Source organism: Curtobacterium sp. VKM Ac-2865, assembly GCF_015350905.1.
In the GTDB taxonomy this organism is placed as follows: domain Bacteria; phylum Actinomycetota; class Actinomycetes; order Actinomycetales; family Microbacteriaceae; genus Curtobacterium.
This window is the reverse complement of record NZ_JADKRZ010000001.1, coordinates 803,440-828,172: the sequence shown is the minus strand read 5'-3', so window position 1 is coordinate 828,172 and position 24,733 is coordinate 803,440. Positions and strand designations below refer to the sequence as shown.

The 24,733-nt window shown below is 70.6% G+C and carries 22 protein-coding genes and 2 tRNA genes; 16 read left to right on the top strand and 8 right to left on the bottom strand.

The genetic code is table 11. From position 1 onward, the window contains the following. Nucleotides 1–355: 355 nt before the first annotated feature. The 8 genes from ITJ54_RS03985 to ITJ54_RS03950 all read left to right on the top strand — a co-directional run bounded on the left by ITJ54_RS03985 (nucleotide 356) and on the right by ITJ54_RS03950 (nucleotide 8,683). Nucleotides 356–1,975 (top strand): ABC transporter substrate-binding protein, encoded by a 1,620-nt coding sequence (locus ITJ54_RS03985; protein ID WP_194625975.1) that lies wholly within the window; start codon nucleotides 356–358, stop codon nucleotides 1,973–1,975. Between the two features lie 72 nt (nucleotides 1,976–2,047). Then, the gene (locus tag ITJ54_RS03980; RefSeq protein WP_194625974.1) at nucleotides 2,048–3,139 is read left to right on the top strand and encodes an ABC transporter permease; all 1,092 of its coding nucleotides are present in this window, start codon (nucleotides 2,048–2,050) and stop codon (nucleotides 3,137–3,139) included. A gap of 2 nt (nucleotides 3,140–3,141) precedes the next feature. Then, on the top strand, nucleotides 3,142–4,140 hold the full coding sequence (locus tag ITJ54_RS03975) for an ABC transporter permease (RefSeq protein ID WP_194625973.1): 999 nt from the start codon (nucleotides 3,142–3,144) through the stop codon (nucleotides 4,138–4,140). Continuing rightward, nucleotides 4,137–5,822 (top strand): ABC transporter ATP-binding protein, encoded by a 1,686-nt coding sequence (locus ITJ54_RS03970; protein WP_194625972.1) that lies wholly within the window; start codon nucleotides 4,137–4,139, stop codon nucleotides 5,820–5,822. The genes ITJ54_RS03975 and ITJ54_RS03970 overlap by 4 nt, the downstream gene beginning before the upstream one ends. A 146-nt stretch (nucleotides 5,823–5,968) precedes the next feature. Beyond that, a complete protein-coding gene (locus tag ITJ54_RS03965; protein WP_194625971.1) occupies nucleotides 5,969–6,910 on the top strand; it encodes an ATP-binding cassette domain-containing protein in 942 nt (313 codons plus the stop codon). Continuing rightward, a complete protein-coding gene (locus tag ITJ54_RS03960; protein ID WP_323741585.1) occupies nucleotides 6,907–7,917 on the top strand; it encodes a D-isomer specific 2-hydroxyacid dehydrogenase family protein in 1,011 nt (336 codons plus the stop codon). Before ITJ54_RS03965 ends, ITJ54_RS03960 begins: the two co-directional genes overlap by 4 nt. A 103-nt stretch (nucleotides 7,918–8,020) precedes the next feature. Further along, nucleotides 8,021–8,093: transfer RNA gene (locus ITJ54_RS03955), tRNA-Asn, on the top strand. Nucleotides 8,094–8,188: 95 nt separating this feature from the next. After that, the gene (locus tag ITJ54_RS03950; RefSeq protein WP_194625970.1) at nucleotides 8,189–8,683 is read left to right on the top strand and encodes a hypothetical protein; all 495 of its coding nucleotides are present in this window, start codon (nucleotides 8,189–8,191) and stop codon (nucleotides 8,681–8,683) included. Nucleotides 8,684–8,771: 88 nt separating this feature from the next. Here the strand turns inward: ITJ54_RS03950 and def are convergent, their stop codons facing one another. Then, nucleotides 8,772–9,347, bottom strand: a complete 576-nt coding sequence (gene def / locus ITJ54_RS03945; protein ID WP_194625969.1) for a peptide deformylase — start codon at nucleotides 9,345–9,347, stop codon at nucleotides 8,772–8,774. Between the two features lie 39 nt (nucleotides 9,348–9,386). Here def and ITJ54_RS03940 point away from each other — a divergent pair, with 39 nt between their 5' ends. From ITJ54_RS03940 to ITJ54_RS03915, 6 genes are all read left to right on the top strand, one after another. Next, nucleotides 9,387–10,301, top strand: coding sequence for a multidrug DMT transporter permease (locus ITJ54_RS03940; RefSeq protein ID WP_194625968.1), 915 nt, complete (start codon nucleotides 9,387–9,389; stop codon nucleotides 10,299–10,301). Nucleotides 10,302–10,477: 176 nt separating this feature from the next. Next, nucleotides 10,478–11,680 carry a glycosyltransferase gene (locus ITJ54_RS03935; protein ID WP_323741584.1) on the top strand — a complete coding sequence of 401 codons (1,203 nt, stop codon included), beginning with the start codon at nucleotides 10,478–10,480 and terminating at the stop codon, nucleotides 11,678–11,680. A gap of 12 nt (nucleotides 11,681–11,692) precedes the next feature. After that, nucleotides 11,693–11,767, top strand: a tRNA-Ile gene (locus ITJ54_RS03930). A 138-nt stretch (nucleotides 11,768–11,905) separates the two neighbouring features. Further along, nucleotides 11,906–13,042, top strand: a complete 1,137-nt coding sequence (locus ITJ54_RS03925) for an AI-2E family transporter (RefSeq protein ID WP_194625967.1) — start codon at nucleotides 11,906–11,908, stop codon at nucleotides 13,040–13,042. Further along, on the top strand, nucleotides 13,039–13,839 hold the full coding sequence (locus ITJ54_RS03920) for a DUF1684 domain-containing protein (protein ID WP_194625966.1): 801 nt from the start codon (nucleotides 13,039–13,041) through the stop codon (nucleotides 13,837–13,839). Before ITJ54_RS03925 ends, ITJ54_RS03920 begins: the two co-directional genes overlap by 4 nt. Before the next feature lie 156 nt (nucleotides 13,840–13,995). Then, a complete protein-coding gene (locus tag ITJ54_RS03915) occupies nucleotides 13,996–14,496 on the top strand; it encodes a DUF3145 domain-containing protein (protein ID WP_194625965.1) in 501 nt (166 codons plus the stop codon). A 197-nt stretch (nucleotides 14,497–14,693) separates the two neighbouring features. On the opposite strand, the gene ITJ54_RS03910 is transcribed toward ITJ54_RS03915, so the two are convergent. The 6 genes from ITJ54_RS03910 to aceE form a co-directional block, all read right to left on the bottom strand. Next, on the bottom strand, nucleotides 14,694–15,938 hold the full coding sequence (locus ITJ54_RS03910) for a beta-ketoacyl-[acyl-carrier-protein] synthase family protein (RefSeq protein WP_194625964.1): 1,245 nt from the start codon (nucleotides 15,936–15,938) through the stop codon (nucleotides 14,694–14,696). A 93-nt stretch (nucleotides 15,939–16,031) separates the two neighbouring features. Continuing rightward, a complete protein-coding gene (locus ITJ54_RS03905; RefSeq protein WP_071275967.1) occupies nucleotides 16,032–16,280 on the bottom strand; it encodes an acyl carrier protein in 249 nt (82 codons plus the stop codon). Between the two features lie 103 nt (nucleotides 16,281–16,383). Beyond that, nucleotides 16,384–17,334 carry a beta-ketoacyl-ACP synthase III gene (locus ITJ54_RS03900; RefSeq protein ID WP_194626222.1) on the bottom strand — a complete coding sequence of 317 codons (951 nt, stop codon included), beginning with the start codon at nucleotides 17,332–17,334 and terminating at the stop codon, nucleotides 16,384–16,386. A gap of 140 nt (nucleotides 17,335–17,474) precedes the next feature. Beyond that, entirely contained in the window at nucleotides 17,475–18,404 is a 930-nt protein-coding gene (locus ITJ54_RS03895; RefSeq protein WP_194625963.1) for an ACP S-malonyltransferase, read from the bottom strand. Nucleotides 18,405–18,482: 78 nt separating this feature from the next. Continuing rightward, complete coding sequence (locus ITJ54_RS03890; protein ID WP_194625962.1) at nucleotides 18,483–19,706, bottom strand: PucR family transcriptional regulator; 1,224 nt, start codon at nucleotides 19,704–19,706, stop codon at nucleotides 18,483–18,485. A gap of 7 nt (nucleotides 19,707–19,713) precedes the next feature. Beyond that, complete coding sequence (gene aceE / locus ITJ54_RS03885) at nucleotides 19,714–22,461, bottom strand: pyruvate dehydrogenase (acetyl-transferring), homodimeric type (protein WP_194625961.1); 2,748 nt, start codon at nucleotides 22,459–22,461, stop codon at nucleotides 19,714–19,716. A gap of 236 nt (nucleotides 22,462–22,697) precedes the next feature. Between aceE and ITJ54_RS03880 the strand changes: the two genes are divergently transcribed. Then, entirely contained in the window at nucleotides 22,698–23,186 is a 489-nt protein-coding gene (locus ITJ54_RS03880; RefSeq protein WP_194625960.1) for a peroxiredoxin, read from the top strand. Between the two features lie 65 nt (nucleotides 23,187–23,251). Continuing rightward, entirely contained in the window at nucleotides 23,252–24,253 is a 1,002-nt protein-coding gene (locus ITJ54_RS03875) for an alpha/beta fold hydrolase (RefSeq protein ID WP_194625959.1), read from the top strand. Here the strand turns inward: ITJ54_RS03875 and ITJ54_RS03870 are convergent. Then, the gene (locus ITJ54_RS03870) at nucleotides 24,189–24,728 is read right to left on the bottom strand and encodes a hypothetical protein (protein WP_194625958.1); all 540 of its coding nucleotides are present in this window, start codon (nucleotides 24,726–24,728) and stop codon (nucleotides 24,189–24,191) included. The two genes, ITJ54_RS03875 and ITJ54_RS03870, sit on opposite strands and share 65 nt — an antisense overlap. Nucleotides 24,729–24,733: the final 5 nt, after the last annotated feature.

Here is a 24,733-nt window from a genome sequence, read left to right as displayed (position 1 = left end):
ACTCGTGGCCGTGAACGCGACGACCGTCGCGCTGAGATCGCACTTGGTGTCGGCACGCGGGCGGCGGAGCCGACACGGAGTGCGATCTCAGCGCCGCAGGAGGCCAGCGGACGGGGCGCGGGGGCGTGCACGACTCCGTTGCAGTGCGCAACGAACGTGCGCGCCGCGCCGCGCTCGACTAGCGGAATCGTGCGCCGAGCGGCAGTGTCCCGCGTTACAGCGGTGTAAACAAACGGCCCCCACCGGACGGAGTTCCGTGGCAGGGTGTCTCCCAATGAGTGTTCCTGGTCGGGCACACGGTCGTTCCACCTCCCGTCCAGGATCTCCTGCAACCACCACCAGAGAGGCATCGGCCATGGCATCCATGACCACATGGGGCAAGCGCACCCTCGCGCTCGGCGCCGGAGCAGCAGCGACAGCGCTGGTGCTGACCGGCTGCGCGGGCGGCGGCAGCGGCGGCTCCGACGACCTGAACGGCCTGATCATCGGCACGACCGACAAGATCACGTCGCTCGACCCGGCGGGCTCCTACGACAACGGCTCCTTCGCCGTCCAGAACCAGGTCTTCCCGTTCCTGATGAACACCCCGACGGGCAGCCCGGACGTCAAGCCGGACATCGCCACGAAGGGCGAGTTCACCGACCCGACGACGTACGAGGTCACCCTGAAGAAGGGCCTCGAGTTCGCGAACGGCAACAAGCTCACCTCGAGCGACGTCAAGTTCTCGTTCGACCGCGACCTGAAGATCAAGAACGACAACGGCCCCTGGTCGCTGCTCGCGAACCTCAAGAGCATCGACACGCCGAACGCCACCACGGTCGTGTTCCACCTCGACCACGCCGACCAGACCTGGCCGCAGGTGCTCTCGAGCCCCGCCGGCCCGATCGTCGACGAGGACGTCTTCTCGGCGACCAAGCTCACGAGCGCGGCGGACATCGTCAAGGGCAACGCCTTCGCGGGGCAGTACGTCATCAAGTCCTACAAGGAGAACGACCTGATCTCCTACGAGGCCAACCCCAAGTACGACGGGGTCCTCGAGAAGGCGAAGACCAAGGACGTCACCGCCCAGTACTTCACCAAGGAGACCGACCTCAAGCTCGCGGTCCAGAAGGGCGACGTCGACGTGGCGTACCGCTCCCTGACCCCGACCGACATCTCGTCGCTCCGCAAGGACGACAAGCTGCAGGTCATCGACGGCCCCGGCGGCGAGATCCGCTACGTGGTCTTCAACTTCAAGACGCAGCCCTTCGGCACCGGCCAGTCCGACGCCGACGCGACGAAGGCCCTGGCCGTGCGCCAGGCCGTCGCCGACGTCGTCGACCGTGACGAGCTCGCCAAGGAGGTCTACAACGACACCTACACGCCCGTGTACTCGATGGTGCCGGACGGCCTCACCGGTGCCGCGACTCCGTTCAAGTCGCTCTACGGTGACGGCAACGGCGCCCCGGACGTCGACAAGGCGAAGAAGACCCTGTCGGACGCCGGTGTGTCGGGCAAGATCGAGCTCGACATCCAGTACTCGCCGGACCACTACGGTTCGGCGTCGGACGACGAGTACGCGACGCTGAAGACCCAGCTCGAGGACTCGGGTCTGTTCACCGTCAACATCCAGTCGACGGTCTACACGACCTACGCCGTCGAGCGGACGAAGGACGCCTACCCGCTGTACCAACTCGGCTGGTTCCCGGACTTCTCGGACGCGGACAACTACCTGTCGCCGTTCTTCACGAAGGACAACTTCGTGCAGAACCACTACGACGACCCGACCATCCAGGGTCTGATCGCCGACGAGCAGGAAGAGTCCGACAAGGACAAGCGCGCGGACATCATCGAGCAGGCCCAGCAGCGCGAGGCCGAGCAGATCTCGACCCTGCCGCTCCTGCAGGGCAAGTCGGTGGCGGTCGCGGGCAAGGACGTCAAGGGCGTCACGCTCGACGCGTCCTTCAAGTTCCGCTACGGGACGATCAGCAAGTAACCCGACGCAGGGCAAGGGGCGCTCCCACGAGGAGCGCCCCTTGTCCGCGTCCTGCGAAAGGCACCCATCCCCGTGACCCTCACGAACCCCGAGGCGATCGACACGGAGCCCACCAAGCCGCAGGCACAGCGACGTGCCAGCGGCGGTGGCCTCGGTCGGTACGTCTTCGTCCGCTTCCTCCTCATCTTCCCGACCGTGTTCATCCTGGTGACACTGGTCTTCTTCCTGATGCGCGTCGTCGGGAACCCGATCACGGCCTCGGTCGGCGGGCGACTCACGCCGACGCAGCTGCAGGAACGCCTGCACGCCGCCGGGTACGACCGCCCCGTGATCGTCCAGTACCTCGAGTACCTCGGGCAGATCGTCCGCGGTGACTTCGGTTCGTCGGTCACCGACAACCGCCCGGTCACCGAGATCATCCTGCAGTACGGCGGCGCGACCGCCGAGCTCGTGTTCTACGCGCTCATCGTCGCCCTGGTGCTCGGCATCCCGCTCGGCATGCTCGCCGCCTACCTGCGCGACAAGTGGCCGGACGTGCTGCTCCGCGCGCTCGCGATCCTGACGTACGCGACGCCGGTCTTCTTCGGCGGCCTGCTGCTCAAGCTCGTGTTCTCGGTCTGGCTCGGGTGGCTGCCGCTCGGCGACCGGGCGTCGACCCGCGCGCAGCTGATCCTCGACCGCATCGAGAACCCCACCGGGGTGTTCCTCATCGACGCGATCCGCACGGGCAACGGCCAGATCATCAGCGACGTGCTCCAGCACGCGGTCCTGCCGGCGTTGACGCTCGGCCTGCTGACGGCCGGCATCTTCCTGCGCCTGGTGCGCGCGAACATGATCGGTTCGCTCGGCTCGGAGTACGTCGACGCAGCTCGGTCCCGCGGTGTGCGGGAGTCGCGGCTCGTCCGGACGCACGCGTTCCGCCCGGCGCTCGTGCCGATCATCACGGTGATGGGCCTGCAGATCGCCATGCTGCTCGGCGGCTCGGTGCTCACCGAGACGACCTTCGGCTGGCGCGGGCTCGGCTTCGAGCTCAACCAGTACCTGTCCGCCCGTGACTTCGTCGCCGTGCAGGGCATCGTCGCGATGCTGGCGGTGATCGTCGCCGTCACGAACTTCGTCGTCGACGTCGTCGCGGCGCTCATCGACCCGAGAGTGAGGTTCTGACGATGTCCGACATCACCCTCGTCGACCGCCACGAGCCGCTCTGGAAGCGGCTGCCCGTCGTCGTCCAGCTCCGTCGGAGCACCGGATGGCAGCGCGCCATGCTCATCGTGGGCGTGGTCATCTGCGCCCTGTACCTGCTCGTCGCGGTCTTCGCCCCGCTCATCGCGCCGTACGGCTTCGGTGACCAGCAGAGTCCCGACGGCACGAACTTCCCGCGCACCGGTGCCCCGAGCGCCGAGCACATCTGGGGCACCACGGTCGGCGGCCTCGACGTCTTCAGCCGCGTCGTCTACGGCGCACGCACCGCGGTGCTCGTCGTCATCGTCGCCGTGGTCGTCTCCATCGCGATCGGCGTCGTGCTCGGCATGGTCTCCGGGTACATCGGTGGCTGGCTCGACCGCGTCCTGGTGGTCGTCGCCGACGCCATCTACGCCTTCCCGTCCCTGCTGCTCGCGATCGTCGTCTCGATCGTGGTGTCCGGGGGCAACTCGGACTACTGGGGCGGCATCACGGCCGCGGCGATCTCGATCACCGTGGTCTACATCCCGCAGTACTTCCGCGTGGTCCGGGCCGAGGCAGTCCGGCTGAAGAACGACGCCTTCGTGGAGTCGGCCCGCGTGATCGGCACGAACCCGTGGCGCATCATGACCCGCCACGTCCTGCGGAACTCGACCAGGTCCCTGCCGCTCATCCTCACGCTGAACGCCAGCGACGCGGTGCTCACGCTGGCCGGCCTCGGCTTCCTCGGGTTCGGCATCGGCCCGACCCAGGGCGCCGAGTGGGGCTACGACCTCAGCCGCGCGCTGTCCGACGTCGCGAGCGGCGTCTGGTGGACGGGCGTCTACCCGGGCATCGCGATCGTGCTGCTCGTCCTCGGTGTCACGTTCATCGGCGAGAGCCTCAACGACATCTCCGATCCCCGTCTGCGTGCGCGCCGGCGGCTGAAGCAGCTGGTCTCCACGCGGGACAAGGCGACCAACGCGGAAGGGGCAGCAGCATGAGTGACGCAACCACGAGCCTCCAGGCCGAGCCGGTGGTCGTCGTCGACGACCTCACCGTCACCTTCGCGACCGACGGCGGCGCCGTCGACGCGGTCAAGGGCGTCAGCATCGACGTCCGTCCCGGCGAGGTCCTCGCCCTGGTCGGCGAGTCCGGCTCGGGCAAGTCCGTGACGGCGCGGAGCATGCTCCGGCTGATGCCGGAGACGGCGACGCTCGGCGGTGCCGTGTTCCTCGACGGCACCGACGTCGTGTCCGTCGGGGCGCAGAAGCTGCGGGAGCTCCGCGGCACGGCCGGTGCGATGGTGTTCCAGGAGCCGTCGACGGCACTCAACCCGGTCTTCACCGTCGGGTGGCAGATCGCCGAGGGCCTGCGGGCACACGGCGGCGTCTCCCGGAAAGAGGCACGTGTCAAGGCGATCGACTACCTGCGCCGCGTCGGCATCCCCGACCCGGAGCAGCGCGTCGACCACTACCCGCACCAGTTCTCCGGCGGGCAGAAGCAGCGCGTCGTGATCGCGAGCGCCCTGGCTCTCGAGCCGAGCGTCATCATCGCCGACGAGCCGACCACCGCCCTCGACGTGACGGTGCAGGCCGAGATCCTCGACCTGCTGCGTCGCTGCCGTGACGAGTTCGGTGCGGCGATCGTCATCATCACGCACAACATGGGCGTCGTCGCCGACCTGGCCGACCGCGTCGCCGTGATGTACCAGGGCGAGATCGTCGAGGAGGCCCCGGTCGCCCAGCTCTTCGGTGACCCGCAGGCCGACTACACGAAGCGCCTGCTGGCGGCCGTGCCCCGGCTCGAGGCGAGCACCGGGGTCGCCCGGCGTGCCCTCATCACCGAGGACGTCGAACCGGTCGTGTCCGCCAAGGGCCTGGAGATCGAGTACCCCGGCCGCTTCGGCGCCGCGGGCTTCCGAGCTGTGAAGGGCGTCGACCTGGCGATCCGTCCCGGAGAGGTCCTCGGCCTGGTGGGGGAGTCCGGCTCCGGCAAGACCACCATCGGCCGGGCCATCGCGGGCCTGACGAAGATCACCGGCGGCTCGCTCAACGTCCTCGGCACCGAGATGCTCGGGTACAAGGAGCGGGACTTCAAGCGGCTGCGCAAGGACATCGGGTTCGTCTTCCAGGACCCGGCGACCTCGTTCAACCCGCTGCTGACGATCGCCGAGTGCGTCGCCGAACCGCTCGTCGTGCACGGGGTCGCGTCCTCGCCCCGGTCCGCCCGCAAGCAGGTCGACGAGCTGATGGAGGCCGTGCAGCTGCCCGCCGCGTACGGCGACCGGTACCCGCACGAGCTCTCCGGTGGGCAGCGCCAGCGCGCCTCGCTCGCCCGGTCGCTCGCGCTCCGGCCGAAGCTGCTCATCGCCGACGAGCCGACGAGCGCGCTCGACGTCTCGGTGCAGGCCCGCGTGCTGGAGCTCTTCCTCGAGCTGCAGCAGGACTTCGGCTTCGCGTCGCTGTTCATCAGCCACGACCTGGCGGTCGTCGGCGCGCTCTCCGACCGGATCGCCGTGCTCTACCGCGGTGACCTGGTCGAGACGGGCACGACCGCCGAGGTCCTCGGGTCACCGCAGCACCCGTACACGCAGCGGCTCCTGGCGTCGCTGCCGGTGCCGGACCCGGCAGAGCAGGCGGAGCGACGGCGTACGCTGGAACGACTGGACCGCGCCGGGTCCTGACACCCGGCCCACCCGCTCTGGAGGCTCGACCAGCGTCGACGACGCAGGTCGAGCCTCCAGGGTGGTCCCGTCCAGAGCACCACGTACGTCGCGCGGACACCCGCTGTCCGCGCTGCGTCGCCAGGGGGCGGCGCGGAGAGGGTTCCATGAGCGGGGTCAACGGCCCGGCGGTCGTCGCCGACGACGTCTCCATCGAGTACCGGGTCCCCGGCGGACGGCCGATCCGCGCGGTCGACGGCGTGACCCTGACCGTCGGGACCGGCGAGATCCTCGCGGTCCTCGGCGAGTCCGGCTCCGGCAAGTCGAGCTTCGCCGCGGCGGTGGCCGGGCAGCTCGGCGCCCGTGGCGAGGGTGAGGGCGCGCACCGCCGGCACATCGTCGGGGGCGAGCTGACCGTGCTCGGGCAGCGGATCCGCGGACTGCGGCCGTCGTCCCGCCGGCTGGGACGTCTGACGGGGCGGATCGGGTACCTCTCCCAGGACGCCGCCGACCGGCTGAGCCCCGACCTGACCGTCGGCGAGGCCATCGCGGAACCGATCTACGCCCGTGACCGCCGCTTCGACCGCAAGGAGGCCGGGCTCATCGTGGCGCGGCTCGTCGACGCGGTGCACCTGCCGCTCGGCGTCATGCGTCTGAACACGTGGGAGCTCTCGAGCGGGCAGCGGCAGCGCGTGGCGTTGGCGCAGGCGCTCGTCCTCGAACCCCAGCTCCTCGTCGCCGACGAGCCCGCGCGCGGTGTGGACGTGCTCGTCCGCCAGGCCGTGCTCGAGGCCCTCGCGAGCCTGCAGCGCAACCGGCAGTTCTCCGCGGTCGTCGTGTCCAGCGACCTCCGCGAGGCCCGGGCCCTCGCCGACCGGGTCGCGGTGATGGCCGAGGGACGACTCGTCGGCCTCGGGACATTCGACGAGGTCCTCGACAGCCCGGTCGACCCCTACGTCCGGACGCTCGCCGCCACCGCGGCGCGCCCGGTGAAGCGCCCGACGGCCGACGGTGCCGCGACCGGTGCCGCTCCCCGTCGATCCGCCGCACCCCGCCGCCCGGCGACCGCCGGTGCCGGCACCAGCACCCCCCGACAGGAGCAGCAGTGAGCGACACCGACGTCCAGCCCCGCGGTCACCGAGCCGTCGTCACCGACGCCGGAGCGCCGCTCCCCGTGGGCCCGCCGGCCGCCGGCCCCGTGGCGATCCTCCCGTCGCCGACCGACCTGCACGTCTCGGCCGTGTCGGATGCCGACGGGACCGTCGCCGAGCTCGGCGACGACACCCGCGGGATCGTCTGGCTCGACGCGCGGGACCCCTCCGGTCTCGCGCAGGCGCTGGAGTCCGCGCCGTCGGTGTCCTGGGTGCAGCTGCCCTTCGCCGGGGTCGACGCCTTCGTGCACCTGATCCGCGAGCACGGTGACCGGGTCCTGTTCACGTCGGCCAAGGGTGCGTACGCCGAGCCCGTCGCCGAGCACGCGCTCGCCCTGACCCTCGCCACCCTGCGGGTCCTGCCGAAGCGGGCCCGGGTGCGGTCGTGGGGGACCGAGCCCGAGGGCGTCTCGCTCTACGGGCGCTCCGTCGTGGTCATCGGCGCCGGGGGCATCGCGCTGGAGTACCTCCGGCTGCTCGCCCCGTTCGAGGTCGACGTGACCGTGGTCCGGCGCTCCTCCGCCCCCGTGCCGGGCGCCACCCGCACCGTGACGACGGATCAGCTCGACGCCGTGCTGCCGGACGCCGACGTCGTGATGATCGCCGCCGCGATGACCGACGACACGTCCAAGCTGTTCGGCGCACCGCAGTTCTCCCTGATGAAGCCCACCGCCCGGCTCGTGAACATCGCGCGCGGTGGCCTCGTCGACACTGATGCCCTGGTGGAGGCCCTGCACGCCGGGGACATCGCCGGTGCCGGTCTCGACGTGACCGACCCGGAGCCCCTGCCCGACGGCCACCCGCTGTGGGACGCCCCCGGGGTCGTCATCACCCCGCACCAGGCGGACACCCCGGAGATGGTCGAGCCGCTGCTCGCCGAGCGGGTCCGCCACAACGTGACGGCGTTCCTGACGGAGTCCGGCGAGGGCTTCGTCGGGGTCGTGGACCCGACCGCCGGGTACTGAGCCACGCGGCGCGCCCGGGCCGCGTGTCCGATGCGCGGGTCCGGTTCGATGTCCTGCTATGCTGTATCCCGTTGTCGCGACCGCGTGCTGGTCGAGCAGCTGATCCTCGATAGCTCAATTGGCAGAGCAGCCGGCTGTTAACCGGCAGGTTGTTGGTTCGAGTCCAACTCGGGGAGCGTCAGGCCCTCACCGTCAGGTGAGGGCCTTTTCGTGTCCGCGGTTCGGAGCGGCTGCCCATGTGGCGGCGGCTCCTACCTGTTAGCGTTCACAGGTGCTCGCTGTCCGCCGTACCACCCTCGCCGCGCTCTCCGCCGCGGTGCTCGTGGCGTTCGGGCTGGCCGGGTGTACTGCCCAGGCGGACTCCGAACCAGACGCCGCGGTCGACAGCACGCCGTCGTCGCAGGTCCAGGCGTCCGGCACCTCGCCGATCGTCTTCGCGTTCGTGTGCCGCGTCGACGACTCCGACCGGACGGAGACCTACACGACGTACTCCGCCGTGTGGAAGGACGCCCGCTCCGCATGCCGTGCCGAGCGCATCACGGGTACGGAGGAGTCCGCGCAGCAGCGGGCGGCGGTCCGTGCCGCGGACGGCGCCGCTTCGCTCGAGGACCTGGCGACGGCCTGCGCGCTGACCGGTTCGGGGCCGTGGACGTCGTCCGTCACCTCGGCGCGGGACGACCGCGTCGCCGCCGGCCTGGCGGAGTACTGCCCGGGTCACCCGGAGATGGACCACCTGCGACACGCGATGGCGGCGTACCGGGGCTGAGTGGAGCCTCCTGGCCGGTCCTGCCCGGACGCTCCGGGTTAGTACTGCCCTGACGCTCCGGGCGGTGCGGTGTCCCTGGCTGCGGTCGTCAGCCCTCGGGGTGGTCGCGGCCGGGCAACCAGGACTGTCCGGGGACGCCCCAGCTGTGCTTCTTGACCGCCTTCTGGACCTGCTTGGCGTGCGGGTGCACCAGGCGGTCCGTGTACAGCAGGCCGTCGAGGTGGTCGTACTCGTGCTGGAAGACCCGCGCGAGCCACCCGTGGGCCTCGATCTCGAACGGCTCCCCGTGCTCGTCGACCGCGCGGAGCAGCGCACCCTCGGAGCGGCGGAGCGGGAAGCGCAGGCCGGGCACGGAGAGGCAGCCCTCGGACTCCTCGTCCTCGTCCAGTTCCTCCACGGACTCGGGTTCCGGGGGAGTGATCCACAGCACCGGGTTCACCGCGGCACCGCGCCACTGCACGCCGTCATCATCGACGTATGAGTACACGAACAGCCGCTTGCCGACCCCGACCTGCGGGCCGGCCAGTCCGACGCCCGGCGCCAGGTCCATCGTCTCGAACATGTCCTGCACCAGGGCGAGCAGGTCGTCGTCGAAGACGGTGACCTGCTCGGCGGGGTCGTGCAGGACGGGTTCACCGGTGATCCGGATCGGGAGGACGGCCATTCACCCAGGTTATCGGCAGCAGGACGGTACCCTCGACCCGTGACGCCGGACCTCCAGCTGCCCGCCGCAGTGAGCAACCTGACGCCCTTCCAGGCGCTGATGATCCCCGTTGCGCTCGTCGGTGCGGTGTTCCTGTCGCTCGGAGCGCAGTTCCAGAGTCGCGGGGTCAAGCGGGTCGAGGCCCGGCTCGGCAAACAGTCGCAGGGCCTCAGCATCCGTCACGTCATGGCGCTCGTCGGCAGCGGGTACTGGGTGCTCGGCACGCTCATGCTGGGGATCGCGGTCGTCCTCCAGCTCGTCAGCATCACGTTCGCGCCGTTGATCGTCGTGCAGCCGCTCGGCGCCGTCGCGCTCGTCATCACGACGTGGTTCTCGTCGCGGTCGTCCGGTGTCCCGCTCGGCCAGGCCGCCCGCCGGGCCGTGTGGACCTGCATCGTCGGCGTGGGCATCTTCGTCTGCATCGCGGCGTTCGTCGGCCGTGAGACGGCGATCACGCGCGGTGAACTCGTCACGGTCCTGGTGGTCCTGGCGGTCGTGCTGGTGCTCGTGCTGGTGTCGTTCCGGGTCGTCGCGAAGCACAAGAGCGCGCTGTACTACATCATCGGCGCCGGCGTGCTCTACGGCTTCGTCGCGACGCTCGCCAAGGTCACCCTGAACCGCTTCGTCAACCACACGTTCGACTGGGTCACGGTCCTCGCCATCGTCGGGGTCATCGTGGCAGCGTCCCTCGGCGGGTACTTCGTGCAGAACGCGTACTCGGCGGGCTCGGCCGACCTGGTCATCGCCGGGCTCACCGTCGTCGACCCGATCGTGGCCGTCGGCATCGGGGTCATCGTGCTGAACGAGGCCGACGGCGCCCCGGTCGTCGCCGTGCTCGGGTTCGTGGTCGCCGCTGCCATCGCCGTCACCGGGGTGTTCCTGCTCGCGAAGCACCACCCGGAAGCGCGCCGCTAGCTCGCACGCACGTCAGCCGCGCAGCACCCGTGGTCGCGCCGCTGGCTCACCAGCACGTCAGCCGCGCGGCTGACGTGCCCGGACAGAGCGGTACGGTAGCGTTCCAAGCCCAGACCAGCCCGGTACCCGACCAGCACCGGGGCCGGACGAAGGCCCAGGAGAGGACGACGCCCGCCGTGTCAGCAGACGCCACCCCCGTACCGCAGGACCACCCGGCGGAGCACCACCCGCTGCGGGTCCTCATGGCCGCCGACACGTTCGCACCGGACGTGAACGGTGCCGCGACGTTCACCGAGCAGCTCGCCGTCGGCCTGGCCGAGCGCGGACACGAAGTCCACATCATCGCCCCCGCCGCGAACCGCCACCACGGTACGTACGAGGAAGAGCACCACGGGGTCACCCTCACGGTGCACCGGCTGCCGTCGTACAAGTGGCCGCTCCACGCGTGGCTGCGCTTCGCCTGGCCCTGGACCGTCCGCCGGCACGTCGCCCCGCTCATCGACGCCATCAAGCCCGACGTCGTGCACATCCAGTCGCACATCATCATCGGCCGCGGTGTCGCCCGCGAAGCCCACGACCGCGGCATCCGCATCATCGCGACGAACCACTTCATGCCGGAGAACCTGCTCGAGTACACGCCGTTCGGTCGGTTCACGCTGCCGATCGCGCTGAAGATCGCCTGGAACGACGCCGCCAAGACCTACCGTCTCGCCGACGTCATCTCCACGCCGACGAACCTGGCTGCGGACTACCTCCGCAAGGCGATCGCCGGGCAGCGCGTCCTCGCGATCTCCTGCGGCATCGACGCCTCCCGGTACGCGGCCCGCGAAGGACGCCCCGTCGGCAACGACATCGTGTTCGTCGGACGGGTCGCCCCGGAGAAGAACCTCGACGTCCTCTTCCGCGCGCTCCCCCTGCTGCCGGCGGAGCTGCACGCCACGATCACGATCGTCGGCGACGGTGAGATGATCCCGAAGCTCACCGCCCAGGCGAAGGAGCTCGGCATCGAGGACCGCGTCACGTTCCTGGGGTTCGTCTCCGACGAGGTCAAGTACCGCGCGCTGACGAACGCCACCGTGTTCGCGATGCCCTCCACCGCGGAGCTGCAGAGCATCGCCTCGCTCGAGGGCATGGCGTCGGGCCTGCCTGTCGTCGCGGCGAACTCGATGGCGCTGCCGCACCTCATCGACGGCAACGGGTACCTGTTCGAACCGGGCGACGAGCAGGACCTCGCCGCCAAGCTCGCGCTCGTCCTCACCGCGACGGACGAGGACTACGTGGCCCTGCGTCAGCGCAGCCTGGCCATGATCGAAGCGCACGACATCAACCGCACGCTCGCCACGTTCGAGGCGTTGTATCGTGGGGAGCCGGTGGCCTAGGCCTGCCGACGAGGGGCGGTAGCCAAGCTGGTCAAGGCAGTCTGCTCATAACGGAACGATTCGCGGGTTCGAGTCCCGCCCGCCCCACGTAGTCTGAAGCCAGCGCGGGCTCGAGCCGTGCCGACGCAGGCCCGCCCCACGTAGTGAACCCGGCGCGGGTTCGAGAAGTCTCGAAGCCGGCCTGCCCCACGTAGCCGCGAGGAACCGAAAGGCCGCCCGCTCCCCATGCACCTGCGAAAGCGACGGAACGCCCCCCACGGCGTCGACAGCCCCGGCCCCACCCCCAACGTCGTGTTCGAGGCCTCGAGCGCCGGCACCGGTGTCCGCGTCAACGCCTTCCGCATCGGCTTCATGGGTGGCATCGGTGTGCTCGTGGCGCTCCTGGTCGGGTCGCTGATCGGTCAGCTCTCGACGGTCCTGGTCTACATCGGCGTCGCCCTGTTCATCGCGCTCGGCCTCGACCCGCTCGTCACGTTCATGGAGCGGTACGTCCCGCGCTGGCTCGCCATCACCGCGGTGGTCGTCACCGTGCTGGCTGCGTTCGCCGGCGTGGTCTTCGCGGTGGTGCCGATCCTCATCAACCAGGCGACGAACCTGGTGCAGAACTTCCCGGACATCGTGCAGGACCTCTCCGGCCAACAGTGGGTGCAGGACCTGTCGAGGCAGCTCAACGGCTCGTTCGACGTCAACCACGCGCTGCAGTCCGTGCAGACGTTCGTGGAGGACCCGGGCAACCTGCTCAGCCTCGGCGGTGGCATCCTCGCCGTGGGCAGCGGGATCCTCTCGGGCATCACCGGCGCGCTGATCGTGCTCATCCTGATGCTCTACTTCCTCGCGTCGATGCGGGGCATGAAGCGGATGATGTACCGCTTCGTCCCGGCGTCGCGGCGCGACAACTACATCGCCGTCAGTGAAGAGGTCACCTCCTCCGTCGGCCGGTACGTCGTCGGGCAGATCACCCAGGCCGGTATCAACGGCGTGCTGAGCCTGGTCTGGTTGCTCGTCATCGGCGCGCCCCTGCCGGTGCTGCTGGCCACCTTCGCGTTCCTCGGGTCGCTGATCCCGCTCGTCGGCACCATCAGCGCGGCGGTCGTCATCTCGCTGCTGTGCTTCTTCGCCTCGCCCGCGACCGCCCTGGCCGCCGCGCTCTACTACCTCGTCTACATGCAGGTCGAGTCGTACATCATCTCCCCGCGCATCATGTCGCGGGCGGTCCAGGTCCCCGGCGCCCTCGTCGTCATCGCCGCCGTCGCCGGAGCCACCATCGGCGGCGTGCTCGGCGCCCTGGTGGCCGTGCCGGTCGCCGCCTCGGTCATCATCATCGTGCAGAAGGTCATCTACCCGCGGCAGGAGCAGGCATGACCGACGCCGACGCCCGCGACCGCTGGGTCCGCAGCGCCCGTGGCCCGCTCGCACTCGTGAACGCCCAGCACGTCGACCAGCCCCAGCAGGTCTGGCCGGTCCCCGGGACCTGGGCACCCGCGGTCGGCGGGCTGCAGGTCACCGCGACCGCAGCCGACGGCGTCACCGTGGACGGCCTCCCGGTCGACGGCACGGTCCTGGTGGCTGGTGACGACGCCGTGGTCGCGTCCACGGTCGCCTTCCCGGGCGGCATGGCCGGCACGGTCGCCGCCGTCAGCGGTGGTCACACCCTGCGCGTCTGGGACCCGTCCGCCGACGCGATCGGCCGCTTCGCGCGCATCGACCGGTTCCCGCCGTCGGACCTGGTCACGCCCGGCACGTACACACCGGTCGACGGCCAGGAGGCTCGGGGGAGCGTCCTCGACGCCGCCGGCGAACCGCTCGTGGTCGCCGGCACGATCGAGACCACGATCCGCGGTGTGGTCGCCAGGCTCCTCGCGGTCCGGTCGGCACCGTTCGGCGGGTCGGCACGCCTGCAGCTGATCGTCCAGGACGCCACCAGCGCGCTGTCCGAAGACGACCCCGGCAGCTCGTACTCCATGGGTCGCTTCCTGTTCATCGCCGATCCGGGCGGTACCGCCGAGGTCGAGCTCGACTGGAACGCCCTGGTCCTGCCGCCGTGCGCGTTCTCGTACCAGTACGCCTGCCCGATCCCGCCGCCCGAGAACCGTCTGACGGTCGCGCTCGACGCCGGGGAACGGCATCCGCTCGACACCGACGGGGCCGTCTTCCACTGATCCGCCCCACGTCCTTGCCGTACTCAGGCACGGGGCTGCATAATGGGCGTGTCCGCGAGGACATCACAATCGCATATCGATGGTTCCGCAGTGCTCAGCATCCGGTTCCTCCAGCACAGGTCGATGGGGAAGTCGCACCTGATGATCGGAGGAACCATGACCGGGACTGCGTCGGGAGTGCTCTACGTGCACTCCTCCCCACGCGCGCTCTGCCCCCATGTCGAATGGGCAGCAGGTCGCGCGATGAGTCGCGCCGTGAACTTCTCCTGGTTGGACCAGCCGGCGCAGGACGGCTCGCGTCGCACCGAGTACACCTGGACGGGTGCCGTCGGGACGGGTGCTGCGATCGCCTCAGCGTTGCGCGGGTGGGAGCACCTCCGGTACGAGGTCACCGAGGAGCCCACCGCGGCCTCTGACGGCGGCCGGTGGATGCACACGCCTGACCTCGGCGTCTTCTACGCGCAGACCGACGTCACCGGCAACATGGTCATCCCCGAGGATCGCGTCCGCTACGCCATGGAGGTCGCCGGCAGCAACGCCCTCGAGCTCCACCGCGAACTGCGACTCGCGCTCGGGCAGGCCTGGGACGACGAGCTCGAACCGTTCCGCCACGCTGCCGAGGGCAACCCGGTCGTCTGGCTCCACCGCGTGGGCTGACACCCCCCCCGTCACGCCGACACGCCTTGGTCTGTCTGAGACGCCCCCGATCCCGCGAGACGCCGCCGAACACGGCGGCGTCTCGTGTGTCCGGGGGCGTTCCGCGCGGACGGGGGTGTCCCGCGCAGACAGGGGTGTCTCGCGCGGACAGCAGAACGGCCGCAGCCCGTGGGGGCTGCGGCCGTTCGTGTCGTGGGTCAGACGGAGCGGAACGCGACGACCGCGTTGTGCCCGCCGAAGCCGAACGAGTTGCTCACCGCGAGCAGGTCGCCGGCGGGGAGCTCGCGCGGCGACGTCGCGACGTCCATGACGATCTCCGGGTCCTGCTCGGTGAGGTTGATCGTCGGCGGTGCGACGCGGTTGTGGAGCGCGAGGGCGGTGAAGACGGCCTCGATCGCCCCGGCGCCACCCAAGAGGTGTCCCGTGGACGCCTTGGTCGCCGAGACGACGACCGAGTCCAGGTGGTCGCCGAAGACCCGGCGCATGGCGTGGTACTCGGCGATGTCCCCGACGGGCGTGGACGTGGCGTGGGCGTTGACGTGGACGACGTCCTCGCGTGCAGCGCCGGCGTGGTCGAGCGCCATCAGGACGGCACGGGCGGCAGCGCTGCCCTCGGGGTCCGGAGCGGTGATGTGGAAGGCGTCGGAGGTGATGCCGGCACCGGCGACCTCGGCGTAGATCTTCGCGCCGCGGGCCTCGGCGTGCTCCTTGGTCTCGAGGATGAGCGCCGCAGCGCCGTCCGCGAGCACGAAGCCGTCGCGCGTGACGTCGTACGGACGCGACGCGGTCTCGGGGGAGTCGTTGCGCCGGGACAGCGCCTGCATTGCGGCGAACGACGCGAGCGGCATCGGGTGCAGCGCGGCCTCGGCGCCACCGGCGATGACGATGTCGGCCTCACCGGTCGCGACGTGGCGGTAGGCCTCAGCGAGGGACTCGGTGGACGACGCGCACGCCGACAGGTAGGTGCGGGCGCCACCGCGGGCGCCGAACTCCATCTCGATGGCGGCGGCGGGGCCGTTGGCCATGAGCATCGGCACCGTCATCGGGAGGACGCGGCGCGGGCCCTTCTCGCGGAGGGTGTCCCAGGCGTCGAGCAGCGTGTTGACGCCGCCGATGCCGGTGGCCCAGTCGACGATGAGGCGTTCGGGGACGACGGACTCGGCTTCGATGCCGGCGTCGGCCCAGGCTTCACGGGCGGCGATGAGCGAGAGCTGCGACGACGGGTCGAAGCGCTTGGTCTCGGGGCGCGTGAGCTGGTCGGTGATCCAGTGGCGCGCCTGGCCGGCGAACTCGACGGGGAGCTCGAGCGCGGCGAAGCGCGGGTCTTCGATCCTGGTGATGCCGGACTTGCCCGCGAGCAGGGCGTCCCAGGTCTCCGTGGCAGTCGCAGCGAGAGGGGTGATCGCACCGATCCCGGTGACGACGACGGTCTTGTTGGTCATGGAACGACTTGTCTCTTCAGTGGTGGACGTGGAGAACGCCGTGGCCGGGGACCGGGAGGTCGAGCCGGACCACGGCGTTCAGGGAAGTTCGTGTCAGGCCTGGGCCTTGACGATGAAGTCGACGGCGTCACCGACGGTCTTGAGGTTCTTGACCTCTTCGTCGGGGATCTTGACGTCGAACTTCTCTTCGGCGTTCACGACGATCGTCATCATCGAGATGGAGTCGATGTCGAGGTCGTCGGTGAAGGACTTGTCCGACTGCACCGTGTCGGTGGCGATGCCGGTCTCGTCGTTGATCAGCTCGGCCAGGCCGGCGAGGACTTCTTCGTTGGACAGGGCCATGATGGTGTCTCCTTGAGGGGGGTGTCGTTTGACCGTTGATCAGCCTAGGGCACGGGGTGGTCCCGTGCCCGCAGCCGTGCGGGACTGTGGGAAAGCGGATGTCCTACGGGAGGACGACGACCTGCGCCCCGAAGACGAGGCCGGCGCCGAACCCGATCTGCAGGGCGAGGCCGCCCGACAGGTCCGGGTGCTCCTCGAGCAGGCGGTGGGTGGCGAGCGGGATGCTCGCCGCTGAGGTGTTGCCGGTGGTCGTGATGTCGCGACCGATCATCACCGAGTCGGGGATCCCGAGCTGCTTGGCGAACTCGTCGATGATGCGGATGTTGGCCTGGTGCGGGACGAAGGCGGCGAGCTGGTCCGGACGGACGCCGGCGGTCTCGAGCGCTTCACGAGCGACCTTGACCATCTCCCAGACGGCCCAGCGGAAGACGGTCTGACCGGCCTGCCGTATCGTCGGCCGCGCGGCCCCGGCCTGCCACTCGTTGAAGGTGGCGGTCATGCCGATCGCGTCCCACTTCGAGCCGTCGGAACCCCAGATGGTGGGGGCGATGCCGGGGAAGTCGCTCGGACCGACGACCGCTGCGCCGGCCCCGTCCCCGAGCAGGAACGAGATCGAGCGGTCGGTGGGGTCGACGATGTCGCTGAGCTTCTCCGCGCCGACGACCAGCACGTGGTCGGCGATCCCGGACTTCACGAACGAGTCGGCCTGCGCGATGCCGTAGGCGTACCCGGCGCACGCGGCGCTGATGTCGTACGCGGCGGCCGGCGTGGCACCGATGCGCTCGGCGAGCAGCGCGGCCATCGACGGGGTGGCGACGGTGTTGGTGACGGTGCTGACGAGCACGACGCCGATCTGGTCCGGGGTGAGACCGGCCTTGGCGATGGCCTCCAGCGCGGCGGCCTCGGCGAGGTCGACGGCCTCGACGTCGGCTCCGGCGCGCATCCGCGTGACGATGCCGGTGCGCTGGCGGATCCACTCGTCGGACGAGTCGATCGGGCCGATCAGGTCCTCGTTCGGCACGGTGAGCTCGCCGCGGGCGGCGCCGAACGCCATGATGCGGCTGAACTCGTGACCACGGCGCTGCGCGAGCACGGGGCGCGCGGCGGCGTCGGGACGCGCGGCGGCGTCAGGGTGCCCGGCGGCGTCGGGGTGCCCGGCGGCGTCGGGGAGGTCGGAGGAGTCGGGGGTGAGGGTCATGCGGGTACCTCTTCGGTCGTGAGGAGCTCGATCGCCGCGGGGAGGTCCTCGGGGGAATTGACCGCGACGGTCGGGGTGCCCCGGAGGCCGCGCTTGGCGAGCCCCACGAGGGCACCGGCGGGTGCGAGTTCGATGATCCCGGTGACGCCGGCCTGCTGGAAGGACGTCATGACGGCGTCCCAGTGCACAGGACTGGCGATCTGCTGGACCATGAGGTCGACGAACCGACGGCCATCGTCGACGCGGGAGCCGTCGGCGTTGGTCCAGATCGGCAGGGTGGGGTCGGCGACCGCAGCAGCGGCGGCGACGGGGGCCACGCGTTCCACCGCGGCCGCCATGTACCGGGTGTGGAACGCACCGGCGACGGCGAGCGGGATCACGCGGGCCTTGGCGGGGGGAGCGGCGACGAGCGCGGCGACGGCGTCTGCCGCCCCGGCCACGACGGTCTGGCCGCCGCCGTTGTGGTTCGCCGGCACGAGGCCGTGCAGCTCGAGGGCCTGGGCGACCTCGTCCGGGTCGCCGCCGAGGACGGCCGCCATCGAGGTGGGTTCGAGGGCCGCGGCGTCCGCCATGGCCCGGCCGCGCTCGGCGACGAGGGCGACGGCGTCGGTGGGCTGCAGGATGCCGGCGACCGCGGCGGCGGTGAACTCGCCGACCGAGTGACCGGCCATGCCGCCGACGCGCGCACGGCGTCCGTCGGCCAGCAGGGCGTCTGCGGTGACGAGCCCGGCGGCGACGATCAGTGGCTGCGCGAGCGCGGTGTCCTTGATGGTCTCGGCGTCCGACTCGGTGCCGTGCTTCGCGAGGTCGACGCCGATGGCCTCGGACCACTCCCCGATGCGGTCACGGACGGCGGCGTCCTCGAGCCAGGGCGCGAGGAATCCGGGGGTCTGGGAGCCCTGTCCGGGCGCGACGACGACGATCACCGGACAATCCTTGCCCTCGGACAGAGCCGCGCCCGTGTGGACTCCCGACACGAATCGGGTCGAGACATTGTGGGACCTCTACCGTCGGCCGACGCGGCGACGACCGGCGGTCGACTCCGACATCGCCCCGAGGATGAGCGCCGACTGCACGATGAGGGCGTCGCGGGCGTGGGTGGCGTCCCAGCCGATGATGTCCGCCACGCGGCGCAGGCGGTAGCGCACGGTGTTCGGGTGCACGAAGAGCTCCCGCGCGGTGGCCTCGAGTGAACGCCCGGTGTCGAGGTAGCACCACAGCGTCTGCAGCAGTTCGGTGGACTGGTCCTTCAGCGGCACGTAGATGCGTTGGACGAGGGCCGACCGGGCGAGCGGGTCACCGGCGAGTGCGCGTTCGGGGAGCAGGTCGTCAGCCAGGGCCGGGCGCGGTGCACCCCGCCAGGCACGGGCCACGGCGAACCCGGCGAGGGCGGCCTTGGCGGACGTGGAGGCGTCGACGACCCCGGAGACCTCGTTGCCGAGGACCAGGTGGCCCTCGCCGAACAGCGGTTCGAGCGACTGCGCGATGGCGGTGAACGACACGGGTTCCTCGCCCTCGGGGACGTCGTCCCGCGGCGTGGACCGGCCGATGACGACCACGAGCCGGGAGCCCTGCACACCGATGAGCACGTCGGCGTCCATGTGCCGAGCGGTCCGACGGACCTGGTCGACCTCGAGCTGCTTGGGGGCAGTGCCGACGAGCACCGCGACCTCCCCGTGGCCGTGCCACCCGAGGGCGGCGATGCGCGACGGGAGTTCGTCGTCGTACTCGCCGGAGAGGATCGAGTCGACCACGAGGGCTTCGAGCCGGGCGTCCCACAGCCCGCGGGCCTCGGCCGCACGGGCGTAGACGTCGGCCGCCGCGAAGGCGATGTCCCGCGAGTACTTCAAGATGGCCTCTTGGAGCATCTCGTCGTCCTTGGCGCGCTCCTCGACCACGGTCACGACGACACGGATGAGCTGCAGGGTCTGCTGCAGGCTCACCGAGCGCAGGAGCTCCCGGGGTGCGGAGCCGAAGACGTCCGCCGCCGCGATCCACGGCGTGGAGGCAGAGCCCTCGAGCCAGGAGATGAACGAGGTGATGCCCGCCTGGGCCACCATCCCGACCGCGGACCGGCGCCCCGGCGGCATCTCGCTGTACCAGGGGAGCGTGTCCTCGAGCCGCTTGATCGTGGCGGTGGAGAGCTCGCCCGACACCTGCCGGAGCCAGGAGAGCGCGCGTTCGCGGTCGTTCTCCCGGCTCGCGGCATCGGTGCGGACAGTCGTCACCGGGTGATCAGCTCTCGCCGCCGGCGCTGCCCGTGGTGCCAGCGGTCACGTCGTGCAGGCGGTACTTGTCGATGGCCTGCTGGACGAGTGCCGCGTCGACCTTGCCCTGGCGGGCGAGCTGCTGCAGCGTCCGCACGACGACCGAGGGGCCGTCGATGTGGAAGAAGCGGCGTGCGGCCGGACGGGTGTCGGAGAACCCGAACCCGTCGGCGCCGAGCGTGGCGTAGTCCGTCGGCACGAACGGGCGGATCTGCTCCTGCACGAGGTGCATGAAGTCGCTGACGGCGACGACGGGCCCCTCGGTGCCGAGCAGGCGCTCGGTGACGTACGGCGTGCGGGGCTGCTCGTTCGGGTTGAGGAACGCGTGCTGCTCGGCCGCGACACCGTCGCGGTACAGCTCACCCCAGCTCGTGACGCTCCAGACGTCGGCCGAGACGCCCCAGTCGTCGGCGAGGAGCTGCTGGGCCTCGAGGATCCACGGCACGGCGACACCGGACGCCAGGAGCTGCGCCTTGGGCCCGTCGTGCTCGCTGCCCTTGAGCAGGTACATGCCCTTGGTGATGCCCTCGACGTCGACGCCCTCGGGCTCGGCCGGCTGCTGGATCGGCTCGTTGTAGACCGTCAGGTAGTACATGACGTTGGGGTCGTCGTGCTTCGGCGAGCCGTCCTCGTTCGTGCCGTACATCCGGTCGAGACCGGCCTGCACGATGTGCCCGATCTCGTAGCCGTACGCGGGGTCGTAGGACACGACCGCGGGGTTCGACGCGGCGAGGAGCGGCGAGTGGCCGTCGGCGTGCTGCAGGCCCTCACCGGTCAGCGTGGTGCGACCGGCGGTGGCGCCGATCATGAACCCGCGGGTCATCTGGTCCCCGGCGGCCCAGATGGCGTCGCCGGTGCGCTGGAACCCGAACATCGAGTAGAAGACGTAGACCGGGATGAGCGGTTCGCCCTGCGTCGAGTACGAGGTGCCGACGGCGGTGAAGGCGGCGAGGGCGCCGGCCTCGTTGATGCCGACGTGGATGATCTGGCCCTGCGGGCTCTCCTTGTACGCCAGGAGCAGTTCGCGGTCGACCGACGTGTAGTGCTGGCCGTTCGGGTTGTAGATCTTCGCCGTCGGGAAGTAGGCGTCCATGCCGAAGGTGCGGGCTTCGTCCGGGATGATCGGCACCACGCGGTTGCCGAAGTCCGGGGAGCGGAGCAGGTCCTTGAGCAGTCGGGCGAAGGCCATCGTGGTGGCGATCTCCTGCTTGCCGGAGCCCTTCTTGACGACCTGGTACTTGGCGTCGTCCGGCAGCGTGATGGACGTGTACTTCGTCCGGCGCTCCGGGACGTACCCACCGAGCGCAGCGCGGCGCTCGTGCATGTACTGGATCGCCTCGTCGTCGTTGCCCGGGTGGTAGTACGGCGGCGTGTAGGGGTTCTCCTCGAGCTGCGCGTCGGAGATCGGGATGCGCATCTCGTCGCGGAACTGCTTGAGGTTGTCGAGCGTCAGCTTCTTCATCTGGTGGGTCGCGTTGCGGCCCTCGAAGCTCGGGCCGAGGCCGTAGCCCTTGACCGTCTTCGCCAGGATGACCGTCGGCTGGCCCTTGTGCTCCGCCGCCGCCTTGAACGCCGCGTACACCTTGCGGTAGTCGTGGCCACCGCGCTTGAGGTTCCAGATCTGGTCGTCGGTGTAGTCCTTGACCAGCTCGAGCGCCTTCGGGTCGCGCCCGAAGAAGTTCTCGCGGACGTAGGCGCCGTTCTCGGCCTTGTACGTCTGGTAGTCGCCGTCCGGCGTCTGGTTCATCAGGTTGAGCAGGGCGCCCTCGGTGTCGCGGGCGAGCAGGTCGTCCCACTCGCGGCCCCAGACGACCTTGATGACGTTCCAGCCGGCACCGCGGAAGAAGGCCTCGAGCTCCTGGATGATCTTGCCGTTGCCGCGGACCGGTCCGTCGAGGCGCTGCAGGTTGCAGTTGATGACGAAGTTGAGGTTGTCGAGGCCGTCGTTGGCCGCGACCTGCAACTGGCCGCGGGACTCGACCTCGTCCATCTCGCCGTCACCGAGGAACGCCCAGACCTGCTGGTCGGAGGCGTCCTTGATGCCGCGGTTGGTCAGGTACTTGGCCTGCTGCGCCTGGTAGATCGCGTTGATCGGGCCGATGCCCATCGACACGGTCGGGAACTGCCAGAAGTGCGGCATGAGGCGCGGGTGCGGGTACGACGACAGCCCGCCGGCGGCGTGGGACTTCTCCTGCCGGAAGCCGTCGAGCTGGTCCTCGCCGAGCCGGCCCTCGAGGTACGCGCGGGCGTACATGCCGGGGGAGGCGTGGCCCTGGAAGAAGACCTGGTCGCCACCGGAGGCGTGGTCCTGGGCACGGAAGAAGTGGTTGTAGCCGACCTCGTACATGGCCGCGCTCGACGCGTAGGTCGAGATGTGTCCGCCAACGCCGACGCCCGGGCGCTGGGCGCGGTGCACCGTGACGGCCGCGTTCCAGCGGATCCACCGGCGGTACCGGCGCTCGAGCTCCTCGTCACCGGGGAACTCGGGCTCGTCCTCGGGAGCGATGGTGTTCACGTAGTCGGTCGTCGGGACCATCGGCACGCCGAGGTGCAGCTCGTTCGAGCGCTTCAGCAGGCTCTGCATGATCTCGCGAGCCCGCTGGTGCCCGTGGGTCGCGACGAGCCCGTCGAGGGACTCGCGCCACTCGGCGGTCTCCTCCGGGTCCTGGTCGGTTCCTGCAGTGGTGCTGCGCGGGTCCTGGTCGTTCACCGTCACCGTTGACCTCGTTCGTTCTCGTGGTGGGGACATGGTCGGCCCACCGATCGATCGGGTCGCGACCGGCGGCGGGAGCCTCGTCCACCTTAGGCCCCACGGCAGACAGACAGCCTGGGTGGACAGGACCTTGCGTTCACGTGTCGTCGGCGTACGATTGCCGATCGTGCCTGCCGCAGACCCTGCGCAGGCGTGGATCGACGGGCACACCCGCAGCCCGAGGAAGAAGCACACGCCTGATGGCACTGGATGTCGGCTCGCTCGCGCCGGACTTCGAGCTCCCGAACCAGTTCGGTGAGCACGTCCGACTCAGCGACCACCGCGGTTCCCGCCCGGTCGCACTCGTCTTCTTCCCGCTCGCGTTCTCCTCGACGTGCACCAGCGAGCTCTGCGAACTCCGCGACAACATCGCGATGTTCCAGGACAACCGCATCGAGCTCATCGGCATCTCGGTCGACTCGAAGGCCACGCTGCGCTCGTTCGCCGACCAGAACGGCTACGACTTCGACCTGCTCGCCGACTTCTGGCCGCACGGCGCGGTGTCGAAGGAGTACGGCGTCTTCCTCGAGCACAAGGGCTTCGCGAACCGGGCCACGTTCGTGATCGACGTGCAGGGCCGGATCCGCGCCTCGATCATCTCGGAGCCCGGCATCGCCCGCGACGTGACCGAGTACCGCGCGGCGCTCGACCGTCTGGCGGCCTGCACCACCCCGGTCGCCGTCGGCTAGGCAACCGCCGGCGGGTCGGCTCCGAATCCTCCACGTGGGCGCAGACGCGCCGGACTGGAGGCACGGTGGACATCATCGACACGGGTGACGCACCCGAGATGGTCGCGTCCGACCCCTACGCCCCGTTCCCGGTGACGTCCGACCCGGTCCCGTGGTCGCTGACCCGGATGGTCGTGCCGACCGCCGTCGGCGACGTCGTCGTGCACGCGCGGCTCGGCGAGCGACCCCTGCTGCTGCTCCACGGCGTCGCGGGCTCCTGGACGACGTGGACCCCGCTGCTCCGCGCCGCGGACGGCTTCGAGGACCGCGGGCTCGTGCTCGTCGACCTGCCCGGCTGGGGCTCCTCACCGGCGCCGGCGGTCCCGCTGTCCACGGACGACGCGGTGCGTGTGCTCGGCGAGGTGCTCGACGCCCTCGGGCTGGACGCCGTCGACGTGGTCGGCCACTCGATGGGGGCCTTCGTCGCGATGCACTGCGCCGTCGCCATGCCGGAGCGGATCCGCTCGGTCGCGCTCGTGTCCGGCACCACCTTCGCCACGGCGCACGCTGCCAGGCACCCGCTCTTCGGCCTCGTGGCGCTGCCGGCGTTCACCCTGCTCCGTGCCGGTCTCGCCGTGACCCGGGGCGCTGCGGTCCCGCTGCTCCGTGCGCTGGCGGCGGTCGGGCTGCTCCGGCTGCTCGCTGCCCCCGTGTTCACGCACGTCGGCTGGCTCGACCGCAGCGTCCTCGACGCCTTCGTCGAGGAGCTCCGACCCGAGGGCTTCCTGGCGGCCGCCCGTGCCGGTGCCGCCTACGACACCGACCGGTGGCGCGGGATCACGGTGCCCGTCACGGCGATCGCCGGTCGGGACGACGTGTTCGCCCGGGTGTCGGACCTGGCGCGGCTGGTCGGCGTCCTGCCGCGGGTCCGTACGGTGCTGCTCGAGGACTGCGGTCATTTCGCCCACGTGGAGCACCCGGAGGCGGTCGTGGCGGCACTGCGCGCCGCGGACGCCTGCGCGCTCAGTGGTACTGGGGCGGCCAGTCGAACGCAGCCGGTCGTCGGGGCACCTCGCCGATCGTCGTGACGACCAGGTCGACCTGCTCCAGGTCGCGCAGCGGGATCGAACGCGGGTTGCCGTAGGACCGGTGGCCGTCGACCCAGACGGTCAGGTCCCCGTGGAGCCCGCCGACGTGCGCCGGACCGAGGGAGACGCCCCACTCGTCGAAGAACTGCCCGAGGGTGAACGTCCGGCGTTCGGGCGACTCGACGTGCACGATGCCGGACGTGTCGTGCGTGTGGACCTCGGCGGCGAAGTGCTCGGCGGCCGAGTGCCCGATGTCCCCCGGGATCACCACGGGCTCGTCCCCGTCGGTGATCGTGACGTGCGTGTGGACGTGCTCCGCGAGCCGCTGTCCCCAGACGTCGCGCAGGCCGGCGTCCTGCGCCCGCGCTGCCAGGTCGGTCGGCCGCGGCCAGGGGGGAGCGCCCTGTGGTGCCGCGCACCCGGCGACCAGCACCACGACGGCCACGCCCACCACTGCTGCTGCCGCTCGTCGCACGGGTC